26 protein-coding genes and 1 pseudogene are annotated in these 22502 nt (G+C 35.0%); 19 read left to right on the plus strand and 8 right to left on the minus strand.

Features of this window, described 5'->3' with window-relative positions:
• Both N7U66_RS01780 and N7U66_RS01785 read right to left on the minus strand, forming a co-directional pair.
• Positions 1 to 231 (minus strand): hypothetical protein, encoded by a 231-nt coding sequence (locus N7U66_RS01780; protein ID WP_267677064.1) that lies wholly within the window; start codon positions 229 to 231, stop codon positions 1 to 3.
• A complete protein-coding gene (locus N7U66_RS01785) occupies positions 228 to 776 on the minus strand; it encodes a hypothetical protein (protein WP_267677065.1) in 549 nt (182 codons plus the stop codon). The genes N7U66_RS01780 and N7U66_RS01785 overlap by 4 nt, the downstream gene beginning before the upstream one ends.
• Here N7U66_RS01785 and N7U66_RS01790 point away from each other — a divergent pair.
• From N7U66_RS01790 to N7U66_RS01800, 3 genes are all read left to right on the plus strand, one after another.
• Positions 747 to 1649: a M1 family aminopeptidase gene (locus N7U66_RS01790; RefSeq protein WP_267677066.1), complete on the plus strand. Its 903-nt coding sequence runs from the start codon at positions 747 to 749 to the stop codon at positions 1647 to 1649. The two genes, N7U66_RS01785 and N7U66_RS01790, sit on opposite strands and share 30 nt — an antisense overlap.
• A 320-nt stretch (positions 1650 to 1969) precedes the next feature.
• Positions 1970 to 3397 (plus strand): hypothetical protein, encoded by a 1428-nt coding sequence (locus N7U66_RS01795; RefSeq protein WP_267677067.1) that lies wholly within the window; start codon positions 1970 to 1972, stop codon positions 3395 to 3397.
• A 1-nt stretch (position 3398) separates the two neighbouring features.
• Positions 3399 to 4127 carry a hypothetical protein gene (locus tag N7U66_RS01800; RefSeq protein ID WP_267677068.1) on the plus strand — a complete coding sequence of 243 codons (729 nt, stop codon included), beginning with the start codon at positions 3399 to 3401 and terminating at the stop codon, positions 4125 to 4127.
• A gap of 290 nt (positions 4128 to 4417) precedes the next feature.
• Here N7U66_RS01800 and N7U66_RS01805 read toward each other — a convergent pair whose 3' ends face one another.
• Entirely contained in the window at positions 4418 to 4987 is a 570-nt protein-coding gene (locus tag N7U66_RS01805) for an energy transducer TonB (RefSeq protein ID WP_267677069.1), read from the minus strand.
• Complete coding sequence (locus tag N7U66_RS01810; RefSeq protein WP_267677070.1) at positions 4947 to 5240, minus strand: hypothetical protein; 294 nt, start codon at positions 5238 to 5240, stop codon at positions 4947 to 4949. The genes N7U66_RS01805 and N7U66_RS01810 overlap by 41 nt, the downstream gene beginning before the upstream one ends.
• Before the next feature lie 72 nt (positions 5241 to 5312).
• Between N7U66_RS01810 and N7U66_RS01815 the strand changes: the two genes are divergently transcribed.
• Positions 5313 to 5969 (plus strand): hypothetical protein, encoded by a 657-nt coding sequence (locus tag N7U66_RS01815; protein WP_267677071.1) that lies wholly within the window; start codon positions 5313 to 5315, stop codon positions 5967 to 5969.
• A 36-nt stretch (positions 5970 to 6005) separates the two neighbouring features.
• Complete coding sequence (locus tag N7U66_RS01820) at positions 6006 to 6224, plus strand: helix-turn-helix domain-containing protein (protein ID WP_267677072.1); 219 nt, start codon at positions 6006 to 6008, stop codon at positions 6222 to 6224.
• Between the two features lie 28 nt (positions 6225 to 6252).
• Here the strand turns inward: N7U66_RS01820 and N7U66_RS01825 are convergent.
• The 4 genes and pseudogenes from N7U66_RS01825 to N7U66_RS01840 all read right to left on the minus strand — a co-directional run bounded on the left by N7U66_RS01825 (position 6253) and on the right by N7U66_RS01840 (position 11087).
• Positions 6253 to 6992: pseudogene (locus N7U66_RS01825) on the minus strand (SDR family oxidoreductase).
• Positions 6993 to 7589: 597 nt separating this feature from the next.
• The gene (locus tag N7U66_RS01830; protein ID WP_267677073.1) at positions 7590 to 8804 is read right to left on the minus strand and encodes a T9SS type A sorting domain-containing protein; all 1215 of its coding nucleotides are present in this window, start codon (positions 8802 to 8804) and stop codon (positions 7590 to 7592) included.
• Positions 8710 to 10284, minus strand: a complete 1575-nt coding sequence (locus tag N7U66_RS01835) for a PKD domain-containing protein (protein ID WP_267677074.1) — start codon at positions 10282 to 10284, stop codon at positions 8710 to 8712. The genes N7U66_RS01830 and N7U66_RS01835 overlap by 95 nt, the downstream gene beginning before the upstream one ends.
• Positions 10257 to 11087 carry a hypothetical protein gene (locus N7U66_RS01840; RefSeq protein WP_267677075.1) on the minus strand — a complete coding sequence of 277 codons (831 nt, stop codon included), beginning with the start codon at positions 11085 to 11087 and terminating at the stop codon, positions 10257 to 10259. The genes N7U66_RS01835 and N7U66_RS01840 overlap by 28 nt, the downstream gene beginning before the upstream one ends.
• A 1128-nt stretch (positions 11088 to 12215) precedes the next feature.
• Here N7U66_RS01840 and N7U66_RS01845 point away from each other — a divergent pair.
• The 14 genes from N7U66_RS01845 (at position 12216) to N7U66_RS01910 (ending at position 22500) form a co-directional block, all read left to right on the plus strand.
• The gene (locus tag N7U66_RS01845) at positions 12216 to 12473 is read left to right on the plus strand and encodes a type II toxin-antitoxin system ParD family antitoxin (RefSeq protein WP_267677076.1); all 258 of its coding nucleotides are present in this window, start codon (positions 12216 to 12218) and stop codon (positions 12471 to 12473) included.
• Entirely contained in the window at positions 12460 to 12750 is a 291-nt protein-coding gene (locus tag N7U66_RS01850; RefSeq protein ID WP_267677077.1) for a type II toxin-antitoxin system RelE/ParE family toxin, read from the plus strand. The genes N7U66_RS01845 and N7U66_RS01850 overlap by 14 nt, the downstream gene beginning before the upstream one ends.
• 655 nt (positions 12751 to 13405) lie before the next feature.
• Entirely contained in the window at positions 13406 to 14110 is a 705-nt protein-coding gene (locus tag N7U66_RS01855; RefSeq protein ID WP_267677078.1) for an outer membrane lipoprotein-sorting protein, read from the plus strand.
• Positions 14110 to 15330, plus strand: coding sequence for an ABC transporter permease (locus N7U66_RS01860; protein ID WP_267677079.1), 1221 nt, complete (start codon positions 14110 to 14112; stop codon positions 15328 to 15330). Before N7U66_RS01855 ends, N7U66_RS01860 begins: the two co-directional genes overlap by 1 nt.
• Positions 15331 to 15361: 31 nt before the next feature.
• Positions 15362 to 15802 carry an ABC transporter permease gene (locus N7U66_RS01865; RefSeq protein ID WP_267677080.1) on the plus strand — a complete coding sequence of 147 codons (441 nt, stop codon included), beginning with the start codon at positions 15362 to 15364 and terminating at the stop codon, positions 15800 to 15802.
• Between the two features lie 7 nt (positions 15803 to 15809).
• Positions 15810 to 16550 carry an ABC transporter permease gene (locus tag N7U66_RS01870; RefSeq protein WP_267677081.1) on the plus strand — a complete coding sequence of 247 codons (741 nt, stop codon included), beginning with the start codon at positions 15810 to 15812 and terminating at the stop codon, positions 16548 to 16550.
• A gap of 4 nt (positions 16551 to 16554) precedes the next feature.
• Complete coding sequence (locus tag N7U66_RS01875; RefSeq protein WP_267677082.1) at positions 16555 to 17184, plus strand: ABC transporter ATP-binding protein; 630 nt, start codon at positions 16555 to 16557, stop codon at positions 17182 to 17184.
• A gap of 47 nt (positions 17185 to 17231) precedes the next feature.
• Positions 17232 to 18407, plus strand: a complete 1176-nt coding sequence (locus N7U66_RS01880) for a hypothetical protein (protein ID WP_267677083.1) — start codon at positions 17232 to 17234, stop codon at positions 18405 to 18407.
• A gap of 583 nt (positions 18408 to 18990) precedes the next feature.
• Positions 18991 to 20535, plus strand: coding sequence for a DUF2779 domain-containing protein (locus tag N7U66_RS01885; RefSeq protein WP_267677084.1), 1545 nt, complete (start codon positions 18991 to 18993; stop codon positions 20533 to 20535).
• Positions 20495 to 20950 carry a hypothetical protein gene (locus N7U66_RS01890; protein WP_267677085.1) on the plus strand — a complete coding sequence of 152 codons (456 nt, stop codon included), beginning with the start codon at positions 20495 to 20497 and terminating at the stop codon, positions 20948 to 20950. Before N7U66_RS01885 ends, N7U66_RS01890 begins: the two co-directional genes overlap by 41 nt.
• Positions 20950 to 21426, plus strand: coding sequence for a hypothetical protein (locus N7U66_RS01895; RefSeq protein ID WP_267677086.1), 477 nt, complete (start codon positions 20950 to 20952; stop codon positions 21424 to 21426). The genes N7U66_RS01890 and N7U66_RS01895 overlap by 1 nt, the downstream gene beginning before the upstream one ends.
• Entirely contained in the window at positions 21377 to 21958 is a 582-nt protein-coding gene (locus N7U66_RS01900; protein ID WP_267677087.1) for a helix-turn-helix transcriptional regulator, read from the plus strand. Before N7U66_RS01895 ends, N7U66_RS01900 begins: the two co-directional genes overlap by 50 nt.
• An 86-nt stretch (positions 21959 to 22044) precedes the next feature.
• Positions 22045 to 22188: a multiubiquitin domain-containing protein gene (locus N7U66_RS01905; protein WP_267677088.1), complete on the plus strand. Its 144-nt coding sequence runs from the start codon at positions 22045 to 22047 to the stop codon at positions 22186 to 22188.
• A 132-nt stretch (positions 22189 to 22320) separates the two neighbouring features.
• Positions 22321 to 22500, plus strand: a complete 180-nt coding sequence (locus tag N7U66_RS01910) for a DUF6791 domain-containing protein (protein ID WP_267677089.1) — start codon at positions 22321 to 22323, stop codon at positions 22498 to 22500.
• The last annotated feature ends 2 nt before the right edge of the window (positions 22501 to 22502 follow it).

Below are 22502 nucleotides of genomic sequence, written 5' to 3' on the forward strand. Positions count from 1 at the left end.
TTAGGGTAGCGTAAAGGGATCTTGGGTAGGCACTTGAAGGAGGCGAGCCACACTTTGTGGTTCCGGAACCAGTAATGAATAGATGCCATATACAGCAATGCCTGAAGAGGCTGAACTCACTTCGCCCTGAGCATCCATAGTAGCCATAGTATTAACTTCATCGGTATGAAGTCCAAAATGATCCCCTCCAATATGAAGGATGCGAATACCACTAGGACCAAATAACTTCAAGGCCCATGCTTCCGTAAGGCTTGCACTGGCTCCACCTGGTTCTCGTACTCTGCCAGTAAGGACTGGTAAACCGTGAAAGTGTAATTGAATTTTTTGAGTGAGCTCACAAAAGAAAAACTCGGATTAAGCCCTTTATCTTCGATTTCCTTAATGAGTCGCCAGCGTGCTCTGCTAGACATCACAAAGAGATCGGCGCCAGTACCCAACCCATCATCTCCAGGGCAGACTCTAGCTTCAAGTTCTGATAAGCCGCCAATCATACCTCTACCCGTATCATATTGTACCTCTTGAGCGCTTGTTGTAGAAAGATAGAATGGCAGACCCGAAAACTCAGCGTCATCATCACTAGATGGATTGGAGTGAAATATGGCTTCGCTTAATGCTCTAAGCACGCCCACCTTTGCCAATCCTACCTGTACATCAAGCACATTATCTGTGTTATTACCGCTCATCAATTCATCACAGCGCACAACAGCGCCAATTTTTTTAAATCGCGTGCCTACAGATTCTAATTCTTGTCCAAAGGCTATGGTGGCTTTGCACATCCAGGCGTGATTAGTATGGTAGAAGATAAGTTGTACTTATCTGATGTTAGAGACACAGAGGCCTTTAATTTAGTTGCAAAAAGAACCATTCATGAAGTAGCACATCAATGGTGGGGGCATATACTAACACCAAAAATTGTAGAAGGAGGATCACTGTTCACCGAAGGTTTTGCTAAATATACAGAAGCTGTTGTGATGGAAAAAATTTACGGTAAACGAGCCGTTTATCAATTGAGTCAAACGGCTAATAGGCGTTATTTTTCGGGTAGAGCTTCTGCCTCTTTAGCGGAGCCACCTTTGTATCTAGTAGATGAAGAAGGCTACTTAGCTTATGGGAAGAACTATACAGTAATGCTTGCTTTGCGAGATTTGATTGGTGAAGATAAAGTAAATCAAGTATTAAAAACCTTGGTAACAAACCACCGTGATGACGCGCATTTGAGTGTGCATTCTTTAGAGTTTTTAAACGCCATTTATAACATTTCACCACAAGAGCATCATAAACTAATTGACGATTGGTTTAAAAAAGTAATAACCTATGATTTAAGTATTGAGGATAGTGTTTATAAAGCTTTAGAAAATGGGACTTTCGAAGTAACAGTTAAACTGAAAGCGAAACGTTTTGAAAGTTTATATAGTGGAGAAATAAAGCAGATTTCCATTAATGAACCAATTACTATAGGTCTTTTCTTAAAGCATCCTAACGCGATAACAAAAGCGGATACCATTTTGTATCTAAAACCACATCAAATTAATAAAGAGACTATGACATTTAAAATAATTGTGGATAAACTACCCAAATACATTTCCATAGATCCCTTTGGAACGCGTTCTGATGAGAATTTTGTTGATAACCTATTAAATCCGGAATAAATGCATACAATAAGGTAAGTTACTGGAATACGATCAATCAAAGTAGAGATGAGGTTGAAGGGAAGCATAACGTGTGGAATGCTATTAAAAACTAGTATTTTAAGGCATTCTATTTCAAAATTATTGCGGCTTATAAAACCTGCTTATTTTTCTTAATACAAGTATAACCCCTTATGAAAAGGGGTGAATTCCCCCTTGTTTAACCTAGTTATAACTCATAATTTTAATGTGTATTTATTTAGTAAACACGCCATAACGCTGTCACTTCAGTATGCCTTTGGCGACTTCAAATAGTGCAGCTTATCTTAAAACACGTTATTATGAAAAAAAAATCAAAAGAACAGAAACCATGGTTCAAGGTGCCTTTGAACTACGAACAGAAACCCAATGAGAAAATAGACCTCATAGGCTTTCTTTTTAACTGTAGAGGGCTATTGCTTCAACAGCAAATAGCTGAAAACAATACACTTGTTTTTAATACACTGGAAACACGCAATTCTGATAAGGGTAAAGCACCCCCTAATTTAGATCAATTGCGATTATTTATTGCTCCTGCAACCGATAAACGCATTTTAAAGGTGACGAATCTTCAGGAAATGGAAAGCTATAAAGCTTACGAACCTATTCTAAGCACTATAAAAAGTGGTACCGTTGAAATACAACCCATACCAGAGAGCCTCTCTCAATTTTGGCTGTATTGTAAATGTCGTGTCACAGGAAAATTATCAAAATGGTTTAACAGTGGCTTTGTTTGGGAAAATAAGGCTGTTTGTAATGCCGGAGTACATATTTGTGAGATTGATCACCTACGGTTTTGGATCCATAGGATTCCGGACCATATTATTGCAAAAATCCCGGATGCCATATTAAAACCTGAACTTATAAAACCAGTGCCAAGACCTTTTCCAGATCCACCGCCATTTGAGCGTTTGGATCCCGCTGTAGTAGGGCAAACCCAAGCTGTGAATATCTTTGATACGAAATCAGCAAAAATGAAGCGTCAAGAAATAACAGCACAATTGCCAAAACTTGGGTCAGAGATAAAACAACAACTCGCCTCGGGGAATCTCAACACTATTAGAGAATCTATTGTAAACAATTACACCTTATTCCATCCGTGGTTTTGTTTATGGCCTTGGTGGTGGCCTTATTTTTACCGTTGTAAAGAACTGGCCGTCGTTAAAACAGATGCCAATGGAAGATTTGATACCAGCATTACCTATTCATGCTTTGGTGATAAGCCGGACATTTATATCCGGGTAGAATATTTCATTAATGGCGAATGGACAACGGTGTACAAGCCACCAATTCCATGTCATACCTATTGGAATTACGCCTGTGGTACAAATATCAACATAACAATTACCGATCCTCGGGTACCAGGAGATTGCTGTTGTAACTGTCCTATAGGAGGTGATCTGGTTTTTTTAAGAACGATAAGCCACCATACGAGCGTGCGACATATTCAGCAAACGGACCACTTTCAGTCACCACCAAATCAAGCAACAGCGTATAACCGTATTGGTTTAACAGATGCAGGTGCTACGGGTGACCCCGGTATATTAGAATCAGTTGTGGGCGATTATAAACGTCCGTTTGGAGGCAAACCTTCATTTTATATGGGCTTTGGTAGTGACCTTCCTAATACTGGTATTTATCATTATAGATGGAGTTACCGTCAGTTAAGGTCTGCAGATTTATCGGCAGTAGCCGATTCCTTTAAACCCTTGATTCCGTCTCGGAGGTGAAGTGAGAAAAGGCTATGATTATGAATATTTAGATTCTAATGGTGACCTTCAAATCGGGCCGGACAGTGTAAAATTGGGTCCTTTTTCTGTTGGAGATAACGACAATCTGTATATCATTCCACCACAATCACCTAGTGAGGCCCCTTTTAATGTGGCGCAATCGTCAGAACCACAATGGCATCAGCAAACCTATAATATGAGTACTATTAATTTTGATACGACTCAGTTACCAGGTGGTGATGGCTTATATGAATTCAAATTAGAACTGTTTGACAAGGCTGGGAATCTGCTCAGCAATATTCAAAGAGATATTCTTAAGGTCCCTAAATATGACAATGCAGGCCTTAGTGAAAATGCGCCAGATATTTTGTTGGATGATCCCACAGGAAATGCCATTACTGGTGGTACTGCAGATGCATTTAAGATGGTCATGAGGTTTGACAATGAAAGTTGTGTTGCCGATATATTCACCATAAATGTTGATGGTGCTCCTGCTGCTGTAGATTGTTGTGGCTTTGTGAAATACAAACCAAATGGGGCAGAAGAGGACCTTGAAATCACTTTTGAGGCCAGGCATCCAAACAATTTTGCGGTGTTTAGTTTTGGTGTGGTAAAAGGGACTTGTGGTGCTGTATCTAATGCTAATAGCAACGGTATGGTGATCGCGTCTACCGCAGTGTATGACTTAGATACGGCTACTGGAATTTATAGCCAGGAGTTCACACCGTAAGCCTTACTAGGGTCCTGTTATAACAGTGGTATAGGTAAGGCGGCTTTCGGTCAAAATTTACATGTCTATACTATGGCTACCGATGGTCAAAGTCGTGTAAAGCATGATGCCAGTAAAAATGCCGCTTTTGCACTAGAACCATAAGACTAATTTTAAACGTTAGAGGAATTAATCTAATACTCATTACAAGCCCGTTAACTTTTGTGTTAACGGGCTTAAATGTGTCCTTTTCTCCAATGGGAGATTCGTGCCTTCGCGACGCGTAAAATAGGCAGTTGTCCTGAGCGTAACTAACACCCCAATAACCCAAAAGAGACCACGAGTTCTTGATTCACTTGTTCACCCTTTATATTTTTAGCAGGAATCCAATGATCTGGTGTTTGCTGAATTAAATCAATCATGAGTTGGTCAATCTTTGGATAATTTGAGGATCTGTCCAACCGAATATGATCAAGCGTTCCATGCTTAGTCACTGTAAAATGAAGTTTCGCCGGTTGTAATTTTCTAGCTTCAACCTTTTCAATAATAACGGCTTCTTGGCCTCTTGTTCTTAAAAACGCAAGCAGCGCTTTTTTTCCATTTGCATAAGTGGCTTGTGTATCTCGTACAACAGAATAATGTGGCGAATCAAAAGTATCTTCTATCTGCCCCGTTTGTAAGTTTATGGCTGTAAATGCTATTCTTATATAAAAATCTAAAGTAGCATTTGGAGTTTTTAAAAGTGCTAGTTGTTTAGGCGTTAAGTCTGTGGTATACCCTAATTCTTGTTGGTTAAATGTTTTATCATCTTTTATGGCAACAACCGCTACAGACTTTAAATCAATTATAGAATGAAACGTTTCTCGGAGACATAAAATCACGAATGGAAGTCGCTTTTTTTAAATCACTTACCGTCATCGGTTGAAACCTTGGGCCCACATCATAAATAAAATCGCTAAAGAGATTACTGTTAGTTTCCTTAATATTTAAAGGATTAGCAGGCAAATTCACTACGTTAAATGCCGTTTCTTCTACTTGTACTTTTACTTCTGCACTGCGCCATTGGTCACAACTCAAAACCATGAGATTCGATGTAATCATTACCAAGCTTAAAAGTTTCATTTCTTTTTTCATAACTGTTATTTTTAGTGTTCAAGTAAAACTAGAGTTACTTCACTCAAAAAGTGTCAAAAGAATGTAAAAGAAGTGTCAACTCATGTAAAATGTGCTAAAATTGTATGTTATTTACAAGTAATTATGATGAAACGTAACACCTATTTATTTAAAAGCTTGTTAATACTTGTATTAGGCACTCTAATACAATCGTGTACAACACAGAGCAATAGCACTAATGCCGATATTATAAAAGTGGCGCTACGTGATGTTGGCCATCAACTATTACTAAATAATCAAGACGCAACATCACGTGTTAAACCTATTATTGTTTTAGAAGAATTCAAATACCAAATAGCGTTTGAAAACCACCTAATCATCCATCCCGATAGTTTAGTGCGCATCATGACAAATAGCTTTAAAAAAGCAAACGTATCACAAAACTATTTGACTGAAGTTTTGCAATGTAAAGATCCGCAAGTGGCTTACAGCTATCAAATGAAGGATACTATTGAAAAAGGCATGGTGCCCTGTATTGGTAGAGTTTTAGAGAAGGGGTGTTACACCATTACTGTGAAATTTACTAAAGCTCCAAAACCAATGGTAACCGCAAGGGATTCATTATTTTGGGTTTTAGCTGCGGGTTTTGTATTGTTAATGGTTGTCCTACATAAACAAAACGCAAAGACAACGCATACACCAGTCACCGAAAACTTCGAAGTTATAGGAAACTACAAATTTTACCTGTAACAGAACAAACTCATTAAAGAAGCGCTTGAAATTAGTTTGTCTAAAAAGGAGTGTGAGTTACTAGTCATTTTTATTGCGCATCCCAACCAAATTGTCACACGTGATACACTAACAAAAAAGGTTTGGGAAGATAAAGGTGTTATTGTTGGCAGGAGTTTAGATACGTATATTTCTAAACTGCGCAAACTATTACAAGACGATGATTCCATTAAACTGACTAACGTCCATGGTGTAGGGTATAAGTTAGAATATTAATGGTCGTTAAGCATTGGGTCGCTATGTACTACTTTTGTTCGCTGGGTACAATATAAACATCGTTAATGTTAACCCGCTTTGGTTGTGTTAGTGCATAATGTATCGCATTGGCAATATCTTCAGATTCTAAGGTGGTCATTTCCTGCATTTCAGACATTTTTTCTTTAATATCCTCATCGGTAATGGTATCTGTAAGATTTGTAGCAACGGCACCAGGCTCAATAGAAGTCACATTAATGCCATATTTTGGAGCCAATTCTTGACGCAAACCTTCAGAAAACATTTTTACAGCCGATTTCGTAGCACAGTAAACAGCGCCACCCGGGAAATAACGGTGTGCCGCCATAGACGAAACATTAATTATAGCGCCGCCTTTACTTTTAATTAATTCGGTAACACAGAAGCTACGCCATTAAGAACCCCTTTGATGTTCACATCAACCATTTGGTCCCATTCCTCTGTTTTTAATTTTTCTACAAAAGATAAAGGCATTAAGCCTGCATTATTAATCAAGCCATCCACTTTGCCATAAGCTTTCACTGTTTTCTCTACAGCTGTTTTAAAATCATTACTTTTAGTCACATCACCAACAGCCACTAAGGCCTGTCCATGGTCTTTTTCGATGTCTTTTTTAAGGGTGTTCAATTGGTCTTCACTTCGTGCCATAAGCACCACTTTCGCGCCGTTTTTAGCTAATTTTTTTGCAGTGGCTTCGCCAATACCGCTTGACGCACCTGTTATAATTATTACTTTGTCTTTTAGTTCCATAGTGTTTTTTTAGATGAATTATTGTACTAAATATAAGTTAGGAATGCGAATGATATTTGCTGATATGCAGTTAATTTTGACTAGATTAAATATTGCTATTTTTAAATCAACAAAATAGCAATACTCTAACTATGAGTATCTTAGTCTAAATCAAGGATGACGAAAAGAATGTGTAGCGGATAACTTTGCTTAGCGCACCTTTTGAATAAATATGCTTTAACGACATCGTACTTTTGAGATGCATGAATTCCTTCTTAATGAAATAGTAGTCAATGAATAAACAACGTAGGAGTGTCATGTAAATCGAGCATGTGAGCTTCACGAATTCTTAATACAATATGTAGCCGTGAGTAATGTGTGTTGAATAAATTATTTATTTAATTTTTAGTAGTCAAAGCTTTTTTAAATGGGTGAATAGTGGATTTTAAGTATGTATAAAACTATACAAAGGATGGAACAATACCTTCCTTTAAAAATGTATTTTACTGAATACTCCTAAATCATTATTTAACACAAAAAGAGTGTTAAAAGTAGCTACCCGATACCTATATTCTTGTGAATCTAAATATTCTATTGCTTTATTTTTGTAATAGAATCTTATTTAACTAACACTTTTACACTTTGTTTAAAATTATCATCAATACTAATTTCGGCAAAATAAATACCGATTTCTCCTGTTATTTTCAGGTTAATTTCAGAATTATTTATAAACTCTTCTTTAGAAATAAGTTGTCCTAGAACGTTATATAAACTCACCTTACAATTTGAATAGAATGTGTTCAAATGTAATTTAAACGCACCACTGTTAGGATTCGGAATAACAGATACTTTAACTTGATTTTCAAATTCTTCTACAGATAAGGTGTTATTATAAATGGTGCCACAAAACTCACTATTTAAAAAATTAATTCGACCATCCCTGTTAGAAAACGATGACCCAAAATTACTTCCAATATAATAGTTGTCTATATCTTTACTAATTAAACCTTTGTATAATATATTATAAGGGTCGTCAATTATTGAATTAAAAATAGTGACTTTATTTAGTATACCTTCTGTGGTATAAGAATTAATAAATAAATCATTCGCAGTTAAAGAGGCTGTAATATTACCAGCATCACTAGATTTAAATATGACATTTTCTGGCGTTGTAATATTCGCTTTTATTTTTCCAATAGTGGTAACCACACCATTCTTTACTTCTAATTGCCATCCGGAGGGGTATTTTGACTCTGTATTGATATCTTCTTCGGTACCAATGATCCAATCTATAAAACCATTTGCATTAAGTTTCTTTAAAAAGAAGGTCTGTGCCTGATCGGAAGAAAATGTAGAGCCATCTGCATTTTCAACATTATGAACATGACTAAAACCAGCACCACCATAATTACTAGATCCTGTTATGTAGGTATTACCATCATTATCGGTTTTTACGTCGTGGTGAAAAACACCTTTATAGAGTCCATATTCTGTGATGTAGCTTCTTGTAGTCCATTGTAAAGCGCCATCTGTATTAAACTTTAAAACATGAGCATAATAACTTCCGCCAGCAGAATATTGGTGATAATCTAAATTGGTAGATTCTGTAGATCCTGTATGATAGATGTACATGTGGTTTTTGTATTGTCCTTCTACATAGTAATTGTTATTAGCATCTACACCAATATACTTTGTGTGCTGGTCTGTTCCAAAAGTACCTGAAGTTGAAAATATTTCATTATCCCATAGAATGCTGCCTTCTCGGAGTTGTTTTAATGATGCCGTTACAAAACCTACCTCCTGATTCTCGAAAAATAATAGTTCCGACCTCATCAACAAGTATATCATTTAAATACACATGGTGCTGAGTATCTCCATAAATATCATAGGATCCATATATAAGTAGATCGTTATTATTATCAACAGTTAAGCCTGTAGGAGCAAACGTGCGAATGGCCATATACCATATTAATTCGCCTTTAGAATTGAGTTTTACAATGTTACCACCTTTATTAAATGTGACTCTCTTTCCTGAATTATCAAAGAACTCGCAGTCATTACCGTTAATAGATAGATAAATATCGCCATTTTGATCTTCCACAGAAGAAAATACGGAAGAGACGCTAGAACCTTTGGTATAAACCAACCATTTTAATGTCCCGTTATCATCACTCTTTGATAAGAAACCTCCATTAGAATCATTGATAGTATACTCTATGCCATGAGTAGTGCCAAATATTTCATTTCTATAATAGCCGCCAGTTAAATAGCCGTCTTCGACTTCCGTTATATGCGTAATGTCATGACTATTAGCTCCTGTAGTTGGACTTTCACTTTGGTTAATGTAAGACCAACATTCGTTTGTTTCTAACGGTTTTATATAAATGTTTGGGCTGCTTAGTGTGATACCGTCTACACATTGGTTTACAGAACTCGCGGTTAAAGTCACATCATGTACACCCGTGGAATTAAACGAATTTGTTGGATTCTCTCCCGTTGTAGAAAGTGAATTAGCAGCAGTTGTAAAAGACCAATTAAAAATACTAGCATCTGCACTAGTTTGATAAAATGTGATGTCTTCATTTGTAGAGGCATTTAATAAACCCACATGAAAATTAGCTTGGGTTTGTTCTACAATAATTTCAAAGGTATCTGTAAATGTTCTCGTACAAGAACGCGCGTTAACATTAGCCGAATTCAAAAGAAAGGTAGCGGTTTCATTTACTGGTATTGAGTTTAAAGTAACAGTACCTCCATTTCCTACTTCACTTGTGCCATAAATAGCATTTGAATTCTCTTTATGAAGCGTGTAAACCACATCAGGTTCGGAATTACTGATTTCGATTTGAATAGACTCTTCGTGACATAAGATATTATCAAGTATGTTTATTGGTTTATCAATTTGTGGGTCGTTGACAATGTGTGCTGTTTTTGTGGTTTGGGTAGTTATGCCATTATAAGTTGCTTCTAGCTTAATAGTATACGTCCCAACGGTACTAAATGAATAGCTAAATGATTCGCAATCTGAACTAACAAAAACATCATCAATGTACCATGCGCAAGTGGTTGTGTCTCCTGTAATAGCTGATATTTCGGTAGAAGACTCTGAAAGGCATGCACCATCAAAAAGAATACGTACATAAGGTTTGGCTTCATCGTTAGCCGATTCGTGTTTTAAGATGGTGCCATTAGGTCCACAAGCATACATTGTTGAGGCACTATTAATGCGCCAAAAGGCATTAATTTCTAAAGTACGCGTAACTTGGTTGCCATTGTAGTATATCTTTAGCTGTATTTGACATGAAAATTCCATGATCTGTACCTATAAAATTTCTGCTTCCGTGAAGCTAATATTGTATTTCCGTTAATTGGACCATAGTCATATTCAGAATACACAATTTTAGTAGTGAAACTATGTCTCATGTATTTATCGTTAACAGAATAGGGAATTGAGGTAAGATCGTTATGTATTTCATCAGGTGTGCTGTATTCGTCTAGTTGGTTTGTAAAAGTATTTAATCTGAAATACTTATTATAACTTCCTATCTGCGCTAAATAACCAGCGGTATTGAAATTAATAGCCGTGTAGTCGTCTGTAATGTTGTTATTAACAATTCCATAATTAGAAATATCATTCATGAATGTAAGTAATAATCCATTATTACCAACCGCATAATACTTACTAAACTCCTTTCCATATTTAATATCGGTTAAGCGGCTATTGGGTAGATCTAAACTAACAATGTTGTAGTTGAGTGATGGAAATTCAAGACTCATTATTACAGCTTTGTTGTTTACTAAATCTTCACCTACAGCATAAACCGTAAAATTTGTTGGTGAACTGTTTGCATTAGAGTGGCAACTGGTAAACTTTGTATTTGCATAAAGTTGTGCCGATTGGGTATTATCTGTAATCTCAAAACGCTGCCAGTTGGCACTTCCCTCACCACCATTTAAAGTATAATACAAGCCATTTTCTCCTGTAACAACCCCTTGTTGATCAAAGAAAACAATGTCTGTAAGTGTATCTGCAATTTCAGAATTAAGATTTGTCCATTGTCCAAGACAAACTTGGCTAATGAGGAACACGATAATTAGTACAGTAGTTTTTTTCATATTGGAAATGGTTGCCGACAAATATAGATATAATTGTTTAAGTCTTAGAAATTGAAAGCATGAGTATAACCCAAGCAAAATGTGCTCATAGAATTTTATTCACGTTTTTATATGTGATAAATTTGAGTTTATGAATCTCGCTAGCTCGATTTGGGTAAAACAATAGGCTATTTCTAAGCGATTATCCAGTGGATGATTGATTAGATATACAATAGGGAAGTAGTAAGTTTCTTTTATTTGGATACAACACTTTACTAAAATCTTGTTTTAAATCGTATTTAGCTAAAAATGCCTGCCGGACATTTACTTAATATAGCTGCACATCTAAATTACTCTAACGAAACCACAATTAGCTTCTACCGTTATTAGTACTTAATAATATTTAGTGCTTTTGTTTTTGTATTACATATAATCATCCACAGGATCAATATATACTATTAACCTTGCGAATAAACCAACGAAGGAGGTTCCTGAGCTCATCTAAAACAATAATAGTCTTGCAAATAAACCGACTAAGGAGGTTACTGAACTCCTCTAAAACAATTATAGTCTTGCGAATAAACCGACTAAGGAGGTTCATGAGCTCCTCTAAAACAATAATAGTCTTGCAAATAAACCGACTAAGGAGGTTCATGAGCTCCTCTAAAACAATTATAGTTTTACGAATAAACCGACTAAGGAGGTTCATGAGCTCCTCTAAAACAATAATAGTCTTGCAAATAAACCGACTAAGGAGGTTCATGAGCTCCTCTAAAACAATAATAGTCTTGCAAATAAACCGACTAAGGAGGTTCATGAGCTCCTCTAAAACAATTATAGTTTTGCGAATAAACCGCTTGCGGTTCACGAACACCTAATTTATAAAATAGAAGCGGTTAGCGTAAATACGCTTTGCCCAAAGCAGTCCTGCGCTTGTCGAAGGATAGGAGCGTAGTCGAAGGGATAGGAGCGAAGTGGAAATCGAACTTGTGAGATTCTCGAATTCTTAAAACAATAGATAGGCGTGAGGAATGTGTGTGGAATGGAAATAGTTACTAAACACATAAAATTAGAACTCTATTTTTTTGTAATATTCAATCAAACACATTAAATTGCATCAATAGTATGATTATTTAAACAAGAAGCGTTATGTCTACCATTAGAAAAACAATAACATTTACAGAAAAACAAGATGAGTGGATAAAATCACGAATTACAATTGGGGACTTTACCAATGATAGTGAATATCTTCGTCATTTAGTAAGACGTGATCAGGCAAAAAATGCTAAATTTTCTGCACTAAAAGCAGCCATAACAGATGGTATGGAAAGCGGTATTAGCGATAAAGCTGTTCCGGATATTATGAAAGAAGTCGAAGAACGCATGCGAGCAGATGGGCGTTTATAAAATATCTAGAAAAGCTGAAATTGATCTTGCCAAAATGTATGAGTATGGCATTGAAACGTTTGGATTAAAGCAGGCGCAAGGCTATTTATTTGGAATACACGATATTTTTCAAGTGCTATCAGATAATAGCAGTCTTGGACGCGATGTTTCAGAATTTGTATTGTCTTTAAAACGATTTTCTTATAAATCTCACACTATTTTTTATTTGGCTACAGCTATTGATATTTTGATTGTTCGTGTACTGAATCAAAGTATGGACTATGAAAATAATTTATAGCTAGATTTTTTTCTCCACAATACAATAAAACTGAAGTTTTTTTTAATGTTACATTGACATTTTATATAATGTCGGTTTATAACTTCAAATCTGAATTATACTGTCCTGAGCATTAGGCGAAGGGTAACTTGAGCTTTGCTCACCTCTTTATTATTGTTTTAGAGGTATTCGCGAATCTCCTTCGTCGATTTGGTAAAAGCAGGACAGCGTGTTAAGAAATAGTCCTGTGGACTATTTTAGCGAATGGGCCAGCTGGCGCTTTGGCAAACTACAGTTTCTTCAAAAAATTTATTCTCAAAGGTTTCTCTACAATGTTAATGACATCGAGGTACGAGATGCATGAACTCCTCTAAAACAATAGAAATCTTGTGAATAAACACTTTTTACGACATCGAACTTGTGAGATGCATGAATTCCTATTTAATAAAATAGACCAGCAATGAATAAACGACGTAGGAGGGAAGCGTAAAGTGTGTGGAATGGTTTAAATTTTAAACTATTGTCTAAACATATTTAGCATTTCGGATACGTCCTTCTTAGTTGACATATATCATAGTTCGATATTATTTAGTCAATTAACTTTGGTTTTATGAAGAAAATACAATTCATAAAATTTAGCGCATACAATTTAGTTTGCATAATAGTATTGATGTCTATGCAACTCCAACAAGATCTTTCAGCAAAAGAAATTGTAAAAAAAGCTGATGATAATATGCGTGGTAAAACTTCACAGGCCGACATAACCATTAAAATTATTAGACCTACTTGGAGCCGAGAAATGAACATGAAAGCTTGGACAAAAGGCGATGATTATTCAATGATATTGGTAACGAGTCCAGCAAAAGAAAAGGGTACTGTTTTTTTAAAGCGTATCAAGGAAGTTTGGAATTGGATTCCATCTATTGAACGCAATATCAAACTACCACCATCCATGATGTCTCAGAGTTGGATGGGAACCGATTTTACCAATGATGATTTGGTAAAAGAAGCATCTTCTGTTTCTGATTATGATCATAAACTACTAAGAAATGAAACGGTTTTCAATAAAGACTGTTACAAAATTGAAATGATTCCAAAGCCTTCAGCAGCTATTGTTTGGGAAAAAGTAATTGTATGGATTGATTCTGAAGATTTTTTACAGTTAAAAGCTGAATTCTATGATGAAGATGGTGAATTGGTTAATATCATGAATTCCAGTGAAGTTAAAGAAATAGGAGGCAGGAAAATAACTTCAAAAATTGAAATGTTTCCAGTTGATAAGGAAGGAAACAGCACTGTAATAATTTACAATGATATCACTTTCGATAAGCCCATTAACGATAACTTCTTTGTCACGAGGAATATGAAACAATTAAAATAATGTTACTAAAACTAGCCTGGTTAAACATTTGGCGCAATAAGCGTCGAACCATCATAACCGCCACCTCTGTGTTTTTTGCGGTGTTATTGGCTATCCTTTTTCGTTCGTTAACCGATGGCATTTACGATAATATGATTCATAATGTGGTGAGTTATTCATCTGGTTACCTACAAATCCATCAGAAAGGCTATTGGGAAGAACAATCTATTGACAATACATTTGAGGAAGATGGACAACTCTATCAAGATTTGCTTAATAATCCAAATGTTACACAGTTAATGCCTCGTTTACAAACATTTGCACTAGCATCGAATACCGATAAAACTAAAGGTGTGCTTATTTTAGGAATAGATCCTGCTAAAGAAAAAGCAGTCAACAACCTTCACGAAAAAATCACAGAGGGTCAATATATTGTAACCACTACTGATCATGCTGTTGTTTTAGGTGAAGGTTTAGCATCGCAACTAAAATTAAAGGTGAATGATACCGTGGTGCTTTTAGGGCAAGGCTATCATGCCAGTAGTGCTGCAGCAAAATTTAGAGTAAAAGGACTCATAAAATTAGGAGCTATCGAATTGAATAACAGTGTCGTGTATATGCCGTTACAACAAGCGCAATATATGCACGGTGCCACAAACAGGTTGACCTCCGTTTCGGTAATGCTGGATAAAACAACAAACCTCGAAAGGGTAAAACAGTCTTTAAAAGAATCAATAGATGCTAATGCATACGAAGTGATGACCTGGAAAGAAATGATGCGAGAAATGGATCAATTCATCGAAGCAGATAGCACAGGACATTATATCATTATCGGGATTTTATATTTTGTTATTTCGTTTGGATTATTTGGCACTTTATTAATGATGATTTTTGAGCGACAACACGAATTAGGCATCTTGATTGCTATCGGAATGAAAAAACATTTACTAGCATTTGTCCTTTTTTTAGAATCCATTATGATCACCTTATTGGGATGTTTTACAGGTGTTATTGCTGGTTTTTTAGTTATAAAATGGTTTACCGCGTATCCCATTCATTTTACTGGTGAGCTCAAAGAAGTTTATGAGGATTATGGTATAGAATCCATCATTTACTTCTCTAGTCATGAGAAAATTTTTATTGTTCAAACTTTAGTGGTTTTACTATTATCGATATTGCTCGCCTTTTATCCCGGGTATAAGGTGATGACATTAAAACCTGTAGAAGCTATAAATAGTTAGTTATGTTATTTCAAATTGCTTGGCGGAATATATGGCGGAATACATCCGAAGTCTAGTGGTGATAAGCTCTATTATCATTGGGGTTTGGGCTGGAGTGTTTATTCTGTCTTTTGCTTGGGGTTTGTATAAAAACAACATCGATGAGTCGGTTTATAAACAATTATCTCATATTCAAATACACCATCCTAGATTTCAAGATGAGAACGATTCTAAATTCACTATTACAAATACAAATGCCGTTGTAAACTCATTGCAAGCAGATGATCGCATCGCTTCGGTAAGTTCCCGTGTTATTGCAACAGGAATGGTACAGTCTCCAACAACAGCAAGTGGTGTGAAAATTTATGGTATTAATCCTGCTTCAGAAATTACTCAAATGAGATTAAAAGAAAGCCTAAGAGAAGGTACTTATTTTAATTCAGGAAAGGATAATGAGATTCTTATCGGAGAAAAATTAGCCGAGAAAACTTAAAATTAAATTGAAAAGTAAAGTCGTGTTAACCTTTACCAATGTTCATTCAGAAATCGTATCAGCAGCTTTTAGAGTAGGGGGCCTCTACAGGTCTAAAAATAGTTCTTTAGATGAAGTCAACGTCTATGTACAACAAAAGCATTTAAGGGACTTGTTAGAATTAAAGCCTTCTGAAAGTCATGAAATAGCCATTTTGATAAAAGATGACGCGCAACTAGATGCCATTAAAAACCATAGTAAAACGGTAGTCTCTACAGGGAAAATTGAAGATTGGAAAGAATTGTCGCCTGAGTTAGGACTGATTATAGAATCTTTTAACCTGTACACTTATATCATTAGCGGCATCATTCTATTAGCCTTAACATTTGGTATCATCAACACCATGCTTATGGCTGTACTAGAGCGTATTCGAGAACTGGGAATGTTAATGGCTATTGGGTTGAATAAACGAAAGATATTTCTAATGATTATGTTAGAGACCTTTTATTTAACACTCATAGGGGCTCCAATAGGCCTGCTGTTTGGGTGGTTGACGGTTACAGTGCTTGGGAAAACAGGAATAAACATCTCGATGTTTTCAGAAGGATTGGCATCCTATGGATTCAGCGCCATGATTTATCCGGCATTAGATCAAGAAAAATATGTAATTATCGTCTTGATGTGTTTAATTACGGCCATATTTTCGGCAATTTACCCTGCTTACAGAGCCTTGCAGTTAAACCCATCAGAAGCAATACGTAAAATTTAAAGTTATGGCAAAAACAATTATAGATGCACATAATGTGAGTAAAACATTCAATCCTAAAACGATTCCCGTTCATGCGGTTCAAAATGTGCATGTGCATATAGAAGAAGGTGAGTTTGTGGCGTTAGTTGGACCTTCCGGCTCCGGAAAATCGACCTTACTGAATATGATGGGGGGATTGGATGAGCCCACCGAAGGGACTGTTTTTATTGATGGGATTCAAATTACAACGCTTTCAGAAAACAAGCTGATCGATTTTAGATTGCACAATATAGGATTTGTATTTCAGGCCTTTAATTTGATTCCTGTACTTACAGCAAAAGAGAATGTGGGCTTTGTTTTGCAGTTACAGCATATGCCAAAAAACGACCGTAAAAAACGGGTGCTATCGTTATTGGAAGACGTTGGATTAGAAGATAAAATAAACAGTAAACCAAGCGAACTGTCCGGAGGCCAGCAGCAACGTGTTGCCGTAGCGAGAGCCTTGGCGTCTAAACCAAAAATAATACTGGCAGATGAGCCAACAGCAAACTTAGATTCGAAATCTGCTGCTAATTTGCTGGATATTATGGCAAAACTGAATAAGGAAGAAAAAATCACCTTCTTGTTTTCCACACACGACCAGGAGAGTGATTAAAAAGGCCGGAAGGGTCATCACATTGGTGGATGGTAAAATAGATTCAGATGTTTTACAAACACCAAGTTAAACCTAATGAAAAAGGCCTGGTTTATACCGCTTTAGTGCTTATAAGTTTTAATGCATTAGCGCAAGAAAAAGAACAACAGTTCGTGGTATCCGGTTATCTCAAGAACCTTAATGAATTTAGTTTTATGGATAGGCTCGACCAGTTGCAATGGACTACCTTTTTACACAACCGGCTTAATTTTAAATATATGCCTTTGGAAGAAATTTCCGTTAGATTAGAATTCAGAAATCGCCTGTTTTATGGTGATAATGTTAAAAACATATTCGGTTTTTCAAATTTCATTTCTCAGGATCTTGGTCCGGTTGATTTATCTTGGAATCTCATCGATGATGGAAGCCTACTGTTAAATACCACTATAGATCGGGCTTTAATTAATTATACATCAGGCAATTGGGATATCACTTTGGGTAGGCAACGTATTAATTGGGGAATGAATTTAGCCTGGAACCCCAACGATATTTTCAATACCTACAATCTGCTTGATTTTGATTACGAAGAGCGTCCTGGAAGTGATGCGCTTCGCGTTCAATATTATTTAGGGGATTTCAACAAGATTGAAGTAGCGGTAAAAAAGGGGAGTGCTAAAAATAATCATATCGTTGCAGCCCTATACAAATGCAATACAGGGTCTTATGATATTCAGTTAATTACAGGCGTTTACCAAAAAGATTGGATTCTTGGAGCGGGATGGGCTGGGAATTTAAACAATGCTGGGTTTAAAGGCGAAGTCACTTATTTTGTGCCATATGAGCGCTATTTCAATTCAAAAAACACATTAAGCACCTCTTTATCTGTAGATTATGGTTTTAAAAAAGGACTCTATATCAACGGTTCTATTTTATATATTAGTGGTCATAATGAAGCATCCAATACTTTAGGAACATTGGTTTACACCAATTTAAATGCTAAAAACTTAATGCCTTTTGAATTTTCAGGATTTTTACAATGCGCCAAAGAGTTCACACCGCTTTTTAAGGGGACGTTCAGCACTATTTATTCTCCTACAAATCAATCAGTTATTATAATCCCGAGTTTAGGGTATTCTATAGCCACAAATTGGGAACTTGATTTTACAGGACAGTCCTTTTTTCAATTTGAAGAGTATAAACCGTTAGGAAATAGTTTTTTTGCTCGCTTACGATGGAGTTTTTGAATGGTTTATGTATAAATGAACAAAATTCACATTCAATAAAGGTTACTATAAATCCTTTACTTATTATGCAAAATAGAATCTCGATGTGCTACACAACTAAATTATTCTAACGAAGCCACAATTATATGTTATGATTCGAGCCACAATTAGCTTGACATAATCAATACAGATATAAAACACTGCGTGTTGGTTATAGCTTTGATTATGTCAAATAGCGCCCAAAAGCGCTATTTCGCTAATTGTTATAAAATGTACTATAATGTTCTGCGTGGCGCCTGTCCTGAGCATTAGGCGAAGGGTAACTTGAGCTTTGGTTAAAAGCGAAAGATATTACTTCAGTTCCTTAAAAAAATTTATTCTCAAAAGATTCTTCTGCGATGTTAATAGAACACTTTTTATGCGACGACGTAGGAGGGAAGCATAATGTGTGTGGAATGGTTTATTAATACAAATTACTCTAATTATGGTTTCCCGTAATCTATTACGTGTTAAATTTTAGTATATTTAAACTCTCCCTGTAATTAATTATTCAGTTCAACTGACTATAGTTTTTGAACTATGGTAAAAATCGGTATTTAAAATTATGAGGGTATTATCAAAGTCAAGATTCAAACTTGGGCTAGAATGTCCGAACAAACTTTTTTACACTAGTAACAAAGAATATGCTAATGCTAAAAAGGAAGACACTTTTTTAGAAGCATTAGCTCAAGGCGGATTTCAAGTTGAAGAACTTGCAAGGTTGCATTTTCCTGGAGGAACACTTATAGACGAAGATACTTGGGAGTATAAAAAAGCATGGAATATGACCCAAATGCTTTTAAAACAAGAGAATGTAATAATTTATGAAGCTGCTTTTCTATTTGAAGGATTATATATAAAAACAGATATTTTAGTAAAAAAGGGTAATATAATTGATTTGATTGAAGTGAAATCTAAATCATTTTTACCAGATGATGAATTTTTATTCATTGGCAAAAGAGGTGGAATGGTTGCAGGTTGGAAACCCTACTTATTTGATGTCGCATTTCAAAAGCATGTAATCCAATCTTGTTATCCACATTGGAAAATAAACTCTTTTATAATGATGGCTGATAAATCTAAAACTGCGAGTGTTGATGGACTAAATCAACTATTTAGGATTACAAAAAAGGGAAATAATCGTACTGGTATTATTAGTAAAGTTAATGCTATAGAGGAAATTGGCAATTCAGTTCTAGGTAGAAAAAATGTTACGGAAATTGTAGATGGTATTGAATCTAATAAGCATAAATATAATGAGAATTTGACCTTTCAAGAGTCTATTTTAATATTCAAAGAGTTATATGAAAATGAAACCTACGCAAATTGGCCTACTTCTTTTAGTGCTTGCAAGAAGTGCGAATTTAAATTAACTCAAAGTAATGATGTGAAATTGAAGTCTGGTTTCAAGGAGTGTTTTAGTAAACAACATAAATGGGGAGAAAAAGAGTTTAACCAACCAAACATATTTGACATATACGATTTTAGAAAAGGGAATAAATTATTTCAGGATGGCATTGTTTTTAAAAAGGATTTGACAGTAGATAATATTGGATTAAAAGTAGAAGCTGAAAAACTTACAACATCAAATAGACAATGGTTGCAAATTGAAAAAGAAATAAATAATGATTCTTCCTACTATGTTGACAAAGATGGTTTAAAAAATGAATTAGAAAAATGGATATTCCCTTTGCATTTTATTGATTTTGAAACGAGTATGTCTGCTTTACCATTTAATAAAGGGCTCAAACCATATGAACAAGTTGCTTTTCAATTTTCTCATCACATTTATCATGAAAACGGAATTGTAGAACATGCAAATCAGTATATAAATAATACGATAAGAGAGTTTCCGAATTTTAAATTTGTTAGAGCCTTAAGAGATGCTTTAATTAATTATGAGGGAACTATTTTTAGATACTCGCATCATGAAAATACAATTTTAAACGCTATTTATATTCAATTAAAAGATTCTGATGAACCTGATAAAGAAGACTTAATGAGTTTTATCCAAACCATATCACATTCTAAACGTGGTAGTGCAATTGAATGGTCTCGGAGAAAGAGATATGGTGGATTTATGGGATTTAGAGAAGTGTTACTATTATAACCCTCTTACTAAAGGTTCAAATTCACTAAAAGAAGTTTTACCAGCTTCAATTAATTCAAGTCCTTATTTATTAAAAAAGTATTCTCAATCAATTGGTGAAATAAATCTAACTAGCATGAATTTTTCTGATAATCATGTATGGCTAAAACAAGAGAATGGAAACGTATTAAACCCTTATAAATTATTGCCTCCAGTTTTTGAGGATTGGACAGAAGATGCATTAGTAAACACACTTTCCGAAATTGAAGGAATAGCAGATGGAGGAGCGGCATTGACAACATACAGTAAAATGCAATATACTGATATGACTCAAGCAGAGATTGATGAATTGAGTATAGCTTTATTCAAGTATTGTGAGTTAGATACTCTCGCTATGGTTATGGTTTATGAACACTTTAAGGAAATTACTTTATAATGGCAGATAACCAAAAAGCGTTAAAAAGATATAGGATCATCTTAAAGGTATTGAGTAGAGAAGGAAGTTTTACTTCTAAACACATTTATCATTCCTGTTTAAATAGCGGAATAGATGTTGGATATCGAACCGTTCAAAAAGATCCGGAAGACTTAAGGGATGACGAGACTATTTTTGGAAGAAATTTAGGAATTAAATATGATGAAAAAGAAAAGAAGTGGTATAGCACAGGAATACCAGCGGAGATTTTCACTGCTTTAGAACTAAAAGATGGAGAAATAGATGCGCTGCTATTTTATGCAAAAACAATTAATCAATATCAAGACTATCCTGTTTTTAGAGATATATCTCAAGCCATGAAGAAGGTTATAGACAGCTCAAACATTTCTGAAGAGCGAAAAAAATTATTTAGATTAAAAAATTTAATTGAGCCGAGAAACACATCCACCAATTTCAGGAATAGAATTTATTGTTGATTTGCTAAAAGCAATTTCATCAAGGAATATTATCGAAGTGGAATATGAAAGATTTGGTAAAGAATCTAAAACACATAGAGTCAAACCAATATTATTGAAAGTAGATAAATTGATGTGGTACTTGATAGCCATTAATATTAAGTATGATAGTTATATAACATTCGCATTAGACAGAGTTAAAAATGTTTTATCAACTGAAGATTTTTTTGAGGAAATAAAATTTAACAGTGCGGAGTATTTTAAATATTCATTTGGTATCACTGTTTCTGAAGATGAACCCGTTGAAGTAACAATTTCATTTGATGCCGAACAAGGTCACTACCTAAAAACACTACCAATTCATCCAACTCAAGAAATCCTGAAGGATACAAAAAAGGAACTAATTTTAAAAGTTACAGTTAAACCATCATATGAATTCTTTTCAAAAATCTATAGTTATTGCAGTCATGCAAGGGTAATCTCACCTAATGAAATTAAAGATATATTTCGAAATAATTTTAATAAAGCTAAAGAAAATTACAAAATATCATAAAAAAAATTAATGGCGCATATGGGTTGCGCCATGTATTCATTTATTTGTACCATAAAAAATTGTTTAATAACAAAAAAAGTAAAATTATGGTCTCAAATTTAGTAAAAGACGAAAAAACAGAAAAGGTAACCATTATTGTCAATGGAACTCCTCATGAAGAAGAAAAGAACGATATCACTTATGATGAATTGGTTACACTTGCATTTCCCGATTTCCCGCAACATCCGTAAAGAACTTATTCGGTTACTTATGAAAGAGGACAAGGAAATAAACCAACTGGAATTTTATCTCCAGGTGGGAAAGTTAGAGTAAAAGAAGGAATGATTTTTAAAGTGAAACATACTGGACAATCTTAAATAGAAATGATAGTAAGTTTAGCAGAAAATAATCAGGATATTGAAAGATTATTAAAAAAGGGATATGCATTAGCAATAGATAGCAATCATCTTGTTGTTAGAGATATCCCTTATCTTGACAATAATGGAAACCTAAAAATTGGGGCAATAGTTTCAATAGTAAATTTTATTAGCAGAATAAAATGAGC

This window comes from Lacinutrix neustonica (genome assembly GCF_026625145.1).
Lineage (GTDB): Bacteria > Bacteroidota > Bacteroidia > Flavobacteriales > Flavobacteriaceae > Lacinutrix > Lacinutrix neustonica.

Bases quoted from the DNA above. Each gene is read 5' to 3' on its own strand.
- N7U66_RS01785 (WP_267677065.1), bottom strand. From the start codon at position 776: ATGTGCAAAGCCACCATAGCCTTTGGACAAGAATTAGAATCTGTAGGC.
- N7U66_RS01795 (WP_267677067.1), top strand. From the start codon at position 1,970: ATGAAAAAAAAATCAAAAGAACAGAAACCATGGTTCAAGGTGCCTTTG.
- N7U66_RS01810 (WP_267677070.1), bottom strand. From the start codon at position 5,240: ATGAAAAAAGAAATGAAACTTTTAAGCTTGGTAATGATTACATCGAAT.
- N7U66_RS01830 (WP_267677073.1), bottom strand. From the start codon at position 8,804: ATGAGGTCGGAACTATTATTTTTCGAGAATCAGGAGGTAGGTTTTGTA.
- N7U66_RS01835 (WP_267677074.1), bottom strand. From the start codon at position 10,284: ATGGAATTTTCATGTCAAATACAGCTAAAGATATACTACAATGGCAAC.
- N7U66_RS01840 (WP_267677075.1), bottom strand. From the start codon at position 11,087: ATGAAAAAAACTACTGTACTAATTATCGTGTTCCTCATTAGCCAAGTT.
- N7U66_RS01845 (WP_267677076.1), top strand. From the start codon at position 12,216: ATGTCTACCATTAGAAAAACAATAACATTTACAGAAAAACAAGATGAG.
- N7U66_RS01850 (WP_267677077.1), top strand. From the start codon at position 12,460: ATGGGCGTTTATAAAATATCTAGAAAAGCTGAAATTGATCTTGCCAAA.
- N7U66_RS01855 (WP_267677078.1), top strand. From the start codon at position 13,406: ATGCAACTCCAACAAGATCTTTCAGCAAAAGAAATTGTAAAAAAAGCT.
- N7U66_RS01860 (WP_267677079.1), top strand. From the start codon at position 14,110: ATGTTACTAAAACTAGCCTGGTTAAACATTTGGCGCAATAAGCGTCGA.
- N7U66_RS01865 (WP_267677080.1), top strand. From the start codon at position 15,362: ATGGCGGAATACATCCGAAGTCTAGTGGTGATAAGCTCTATTATCATT.
- N7U66_RS01875 (WP_267677082.1), top strand. From the start codon at position 16,555: ATGGCAAAAACAATTATAGATGCACATAATGTGAGTAAAACATTCAAT.
- N7U66_RS01880 (WP_267677083.1), top strand. From the start codon at position 17,232: ATGTTTTACAAACACCAAGTTAAACCTAATGAAAAAGGCCTGGTTTAT.
- N7U66_RS01885 (WP_267677084.1), top strand. From the start codon at position 18,991: ATGAGGGTATTATCAAAGTCAAGATTCAAACTTGGGCTAGAATGTCCG.
- N7U66_RS01890 (WP_267677085.1), top strand. From the start codon at position 20,495: ATGGTGGATTTATGGGATTTAGAGAAGTGTTACTATTATAACCCTCTT.
- N7U66_RS01895 (WP_267677086.1), top strand. From the start codon at position 20,950: ATGGCAGATAACCAAAAAGCGTTAAAAAGATATAGGATCATCTTAAAG.
- N7U66_RS01905 (WP_267677088.1), top strand. From the start codon at position 22,045: ATGGTCTCAAATTTAGTAAAAGACGAAAAAACAGAAAAGGTAACCATT.
- N7U66_RS01910 (WP_267677089.1), top strand. From the start codon at position 22,321: ATGATAGTAAGTTTAGCAGAAAATAATCAGGATATTGAAAGATTATTA.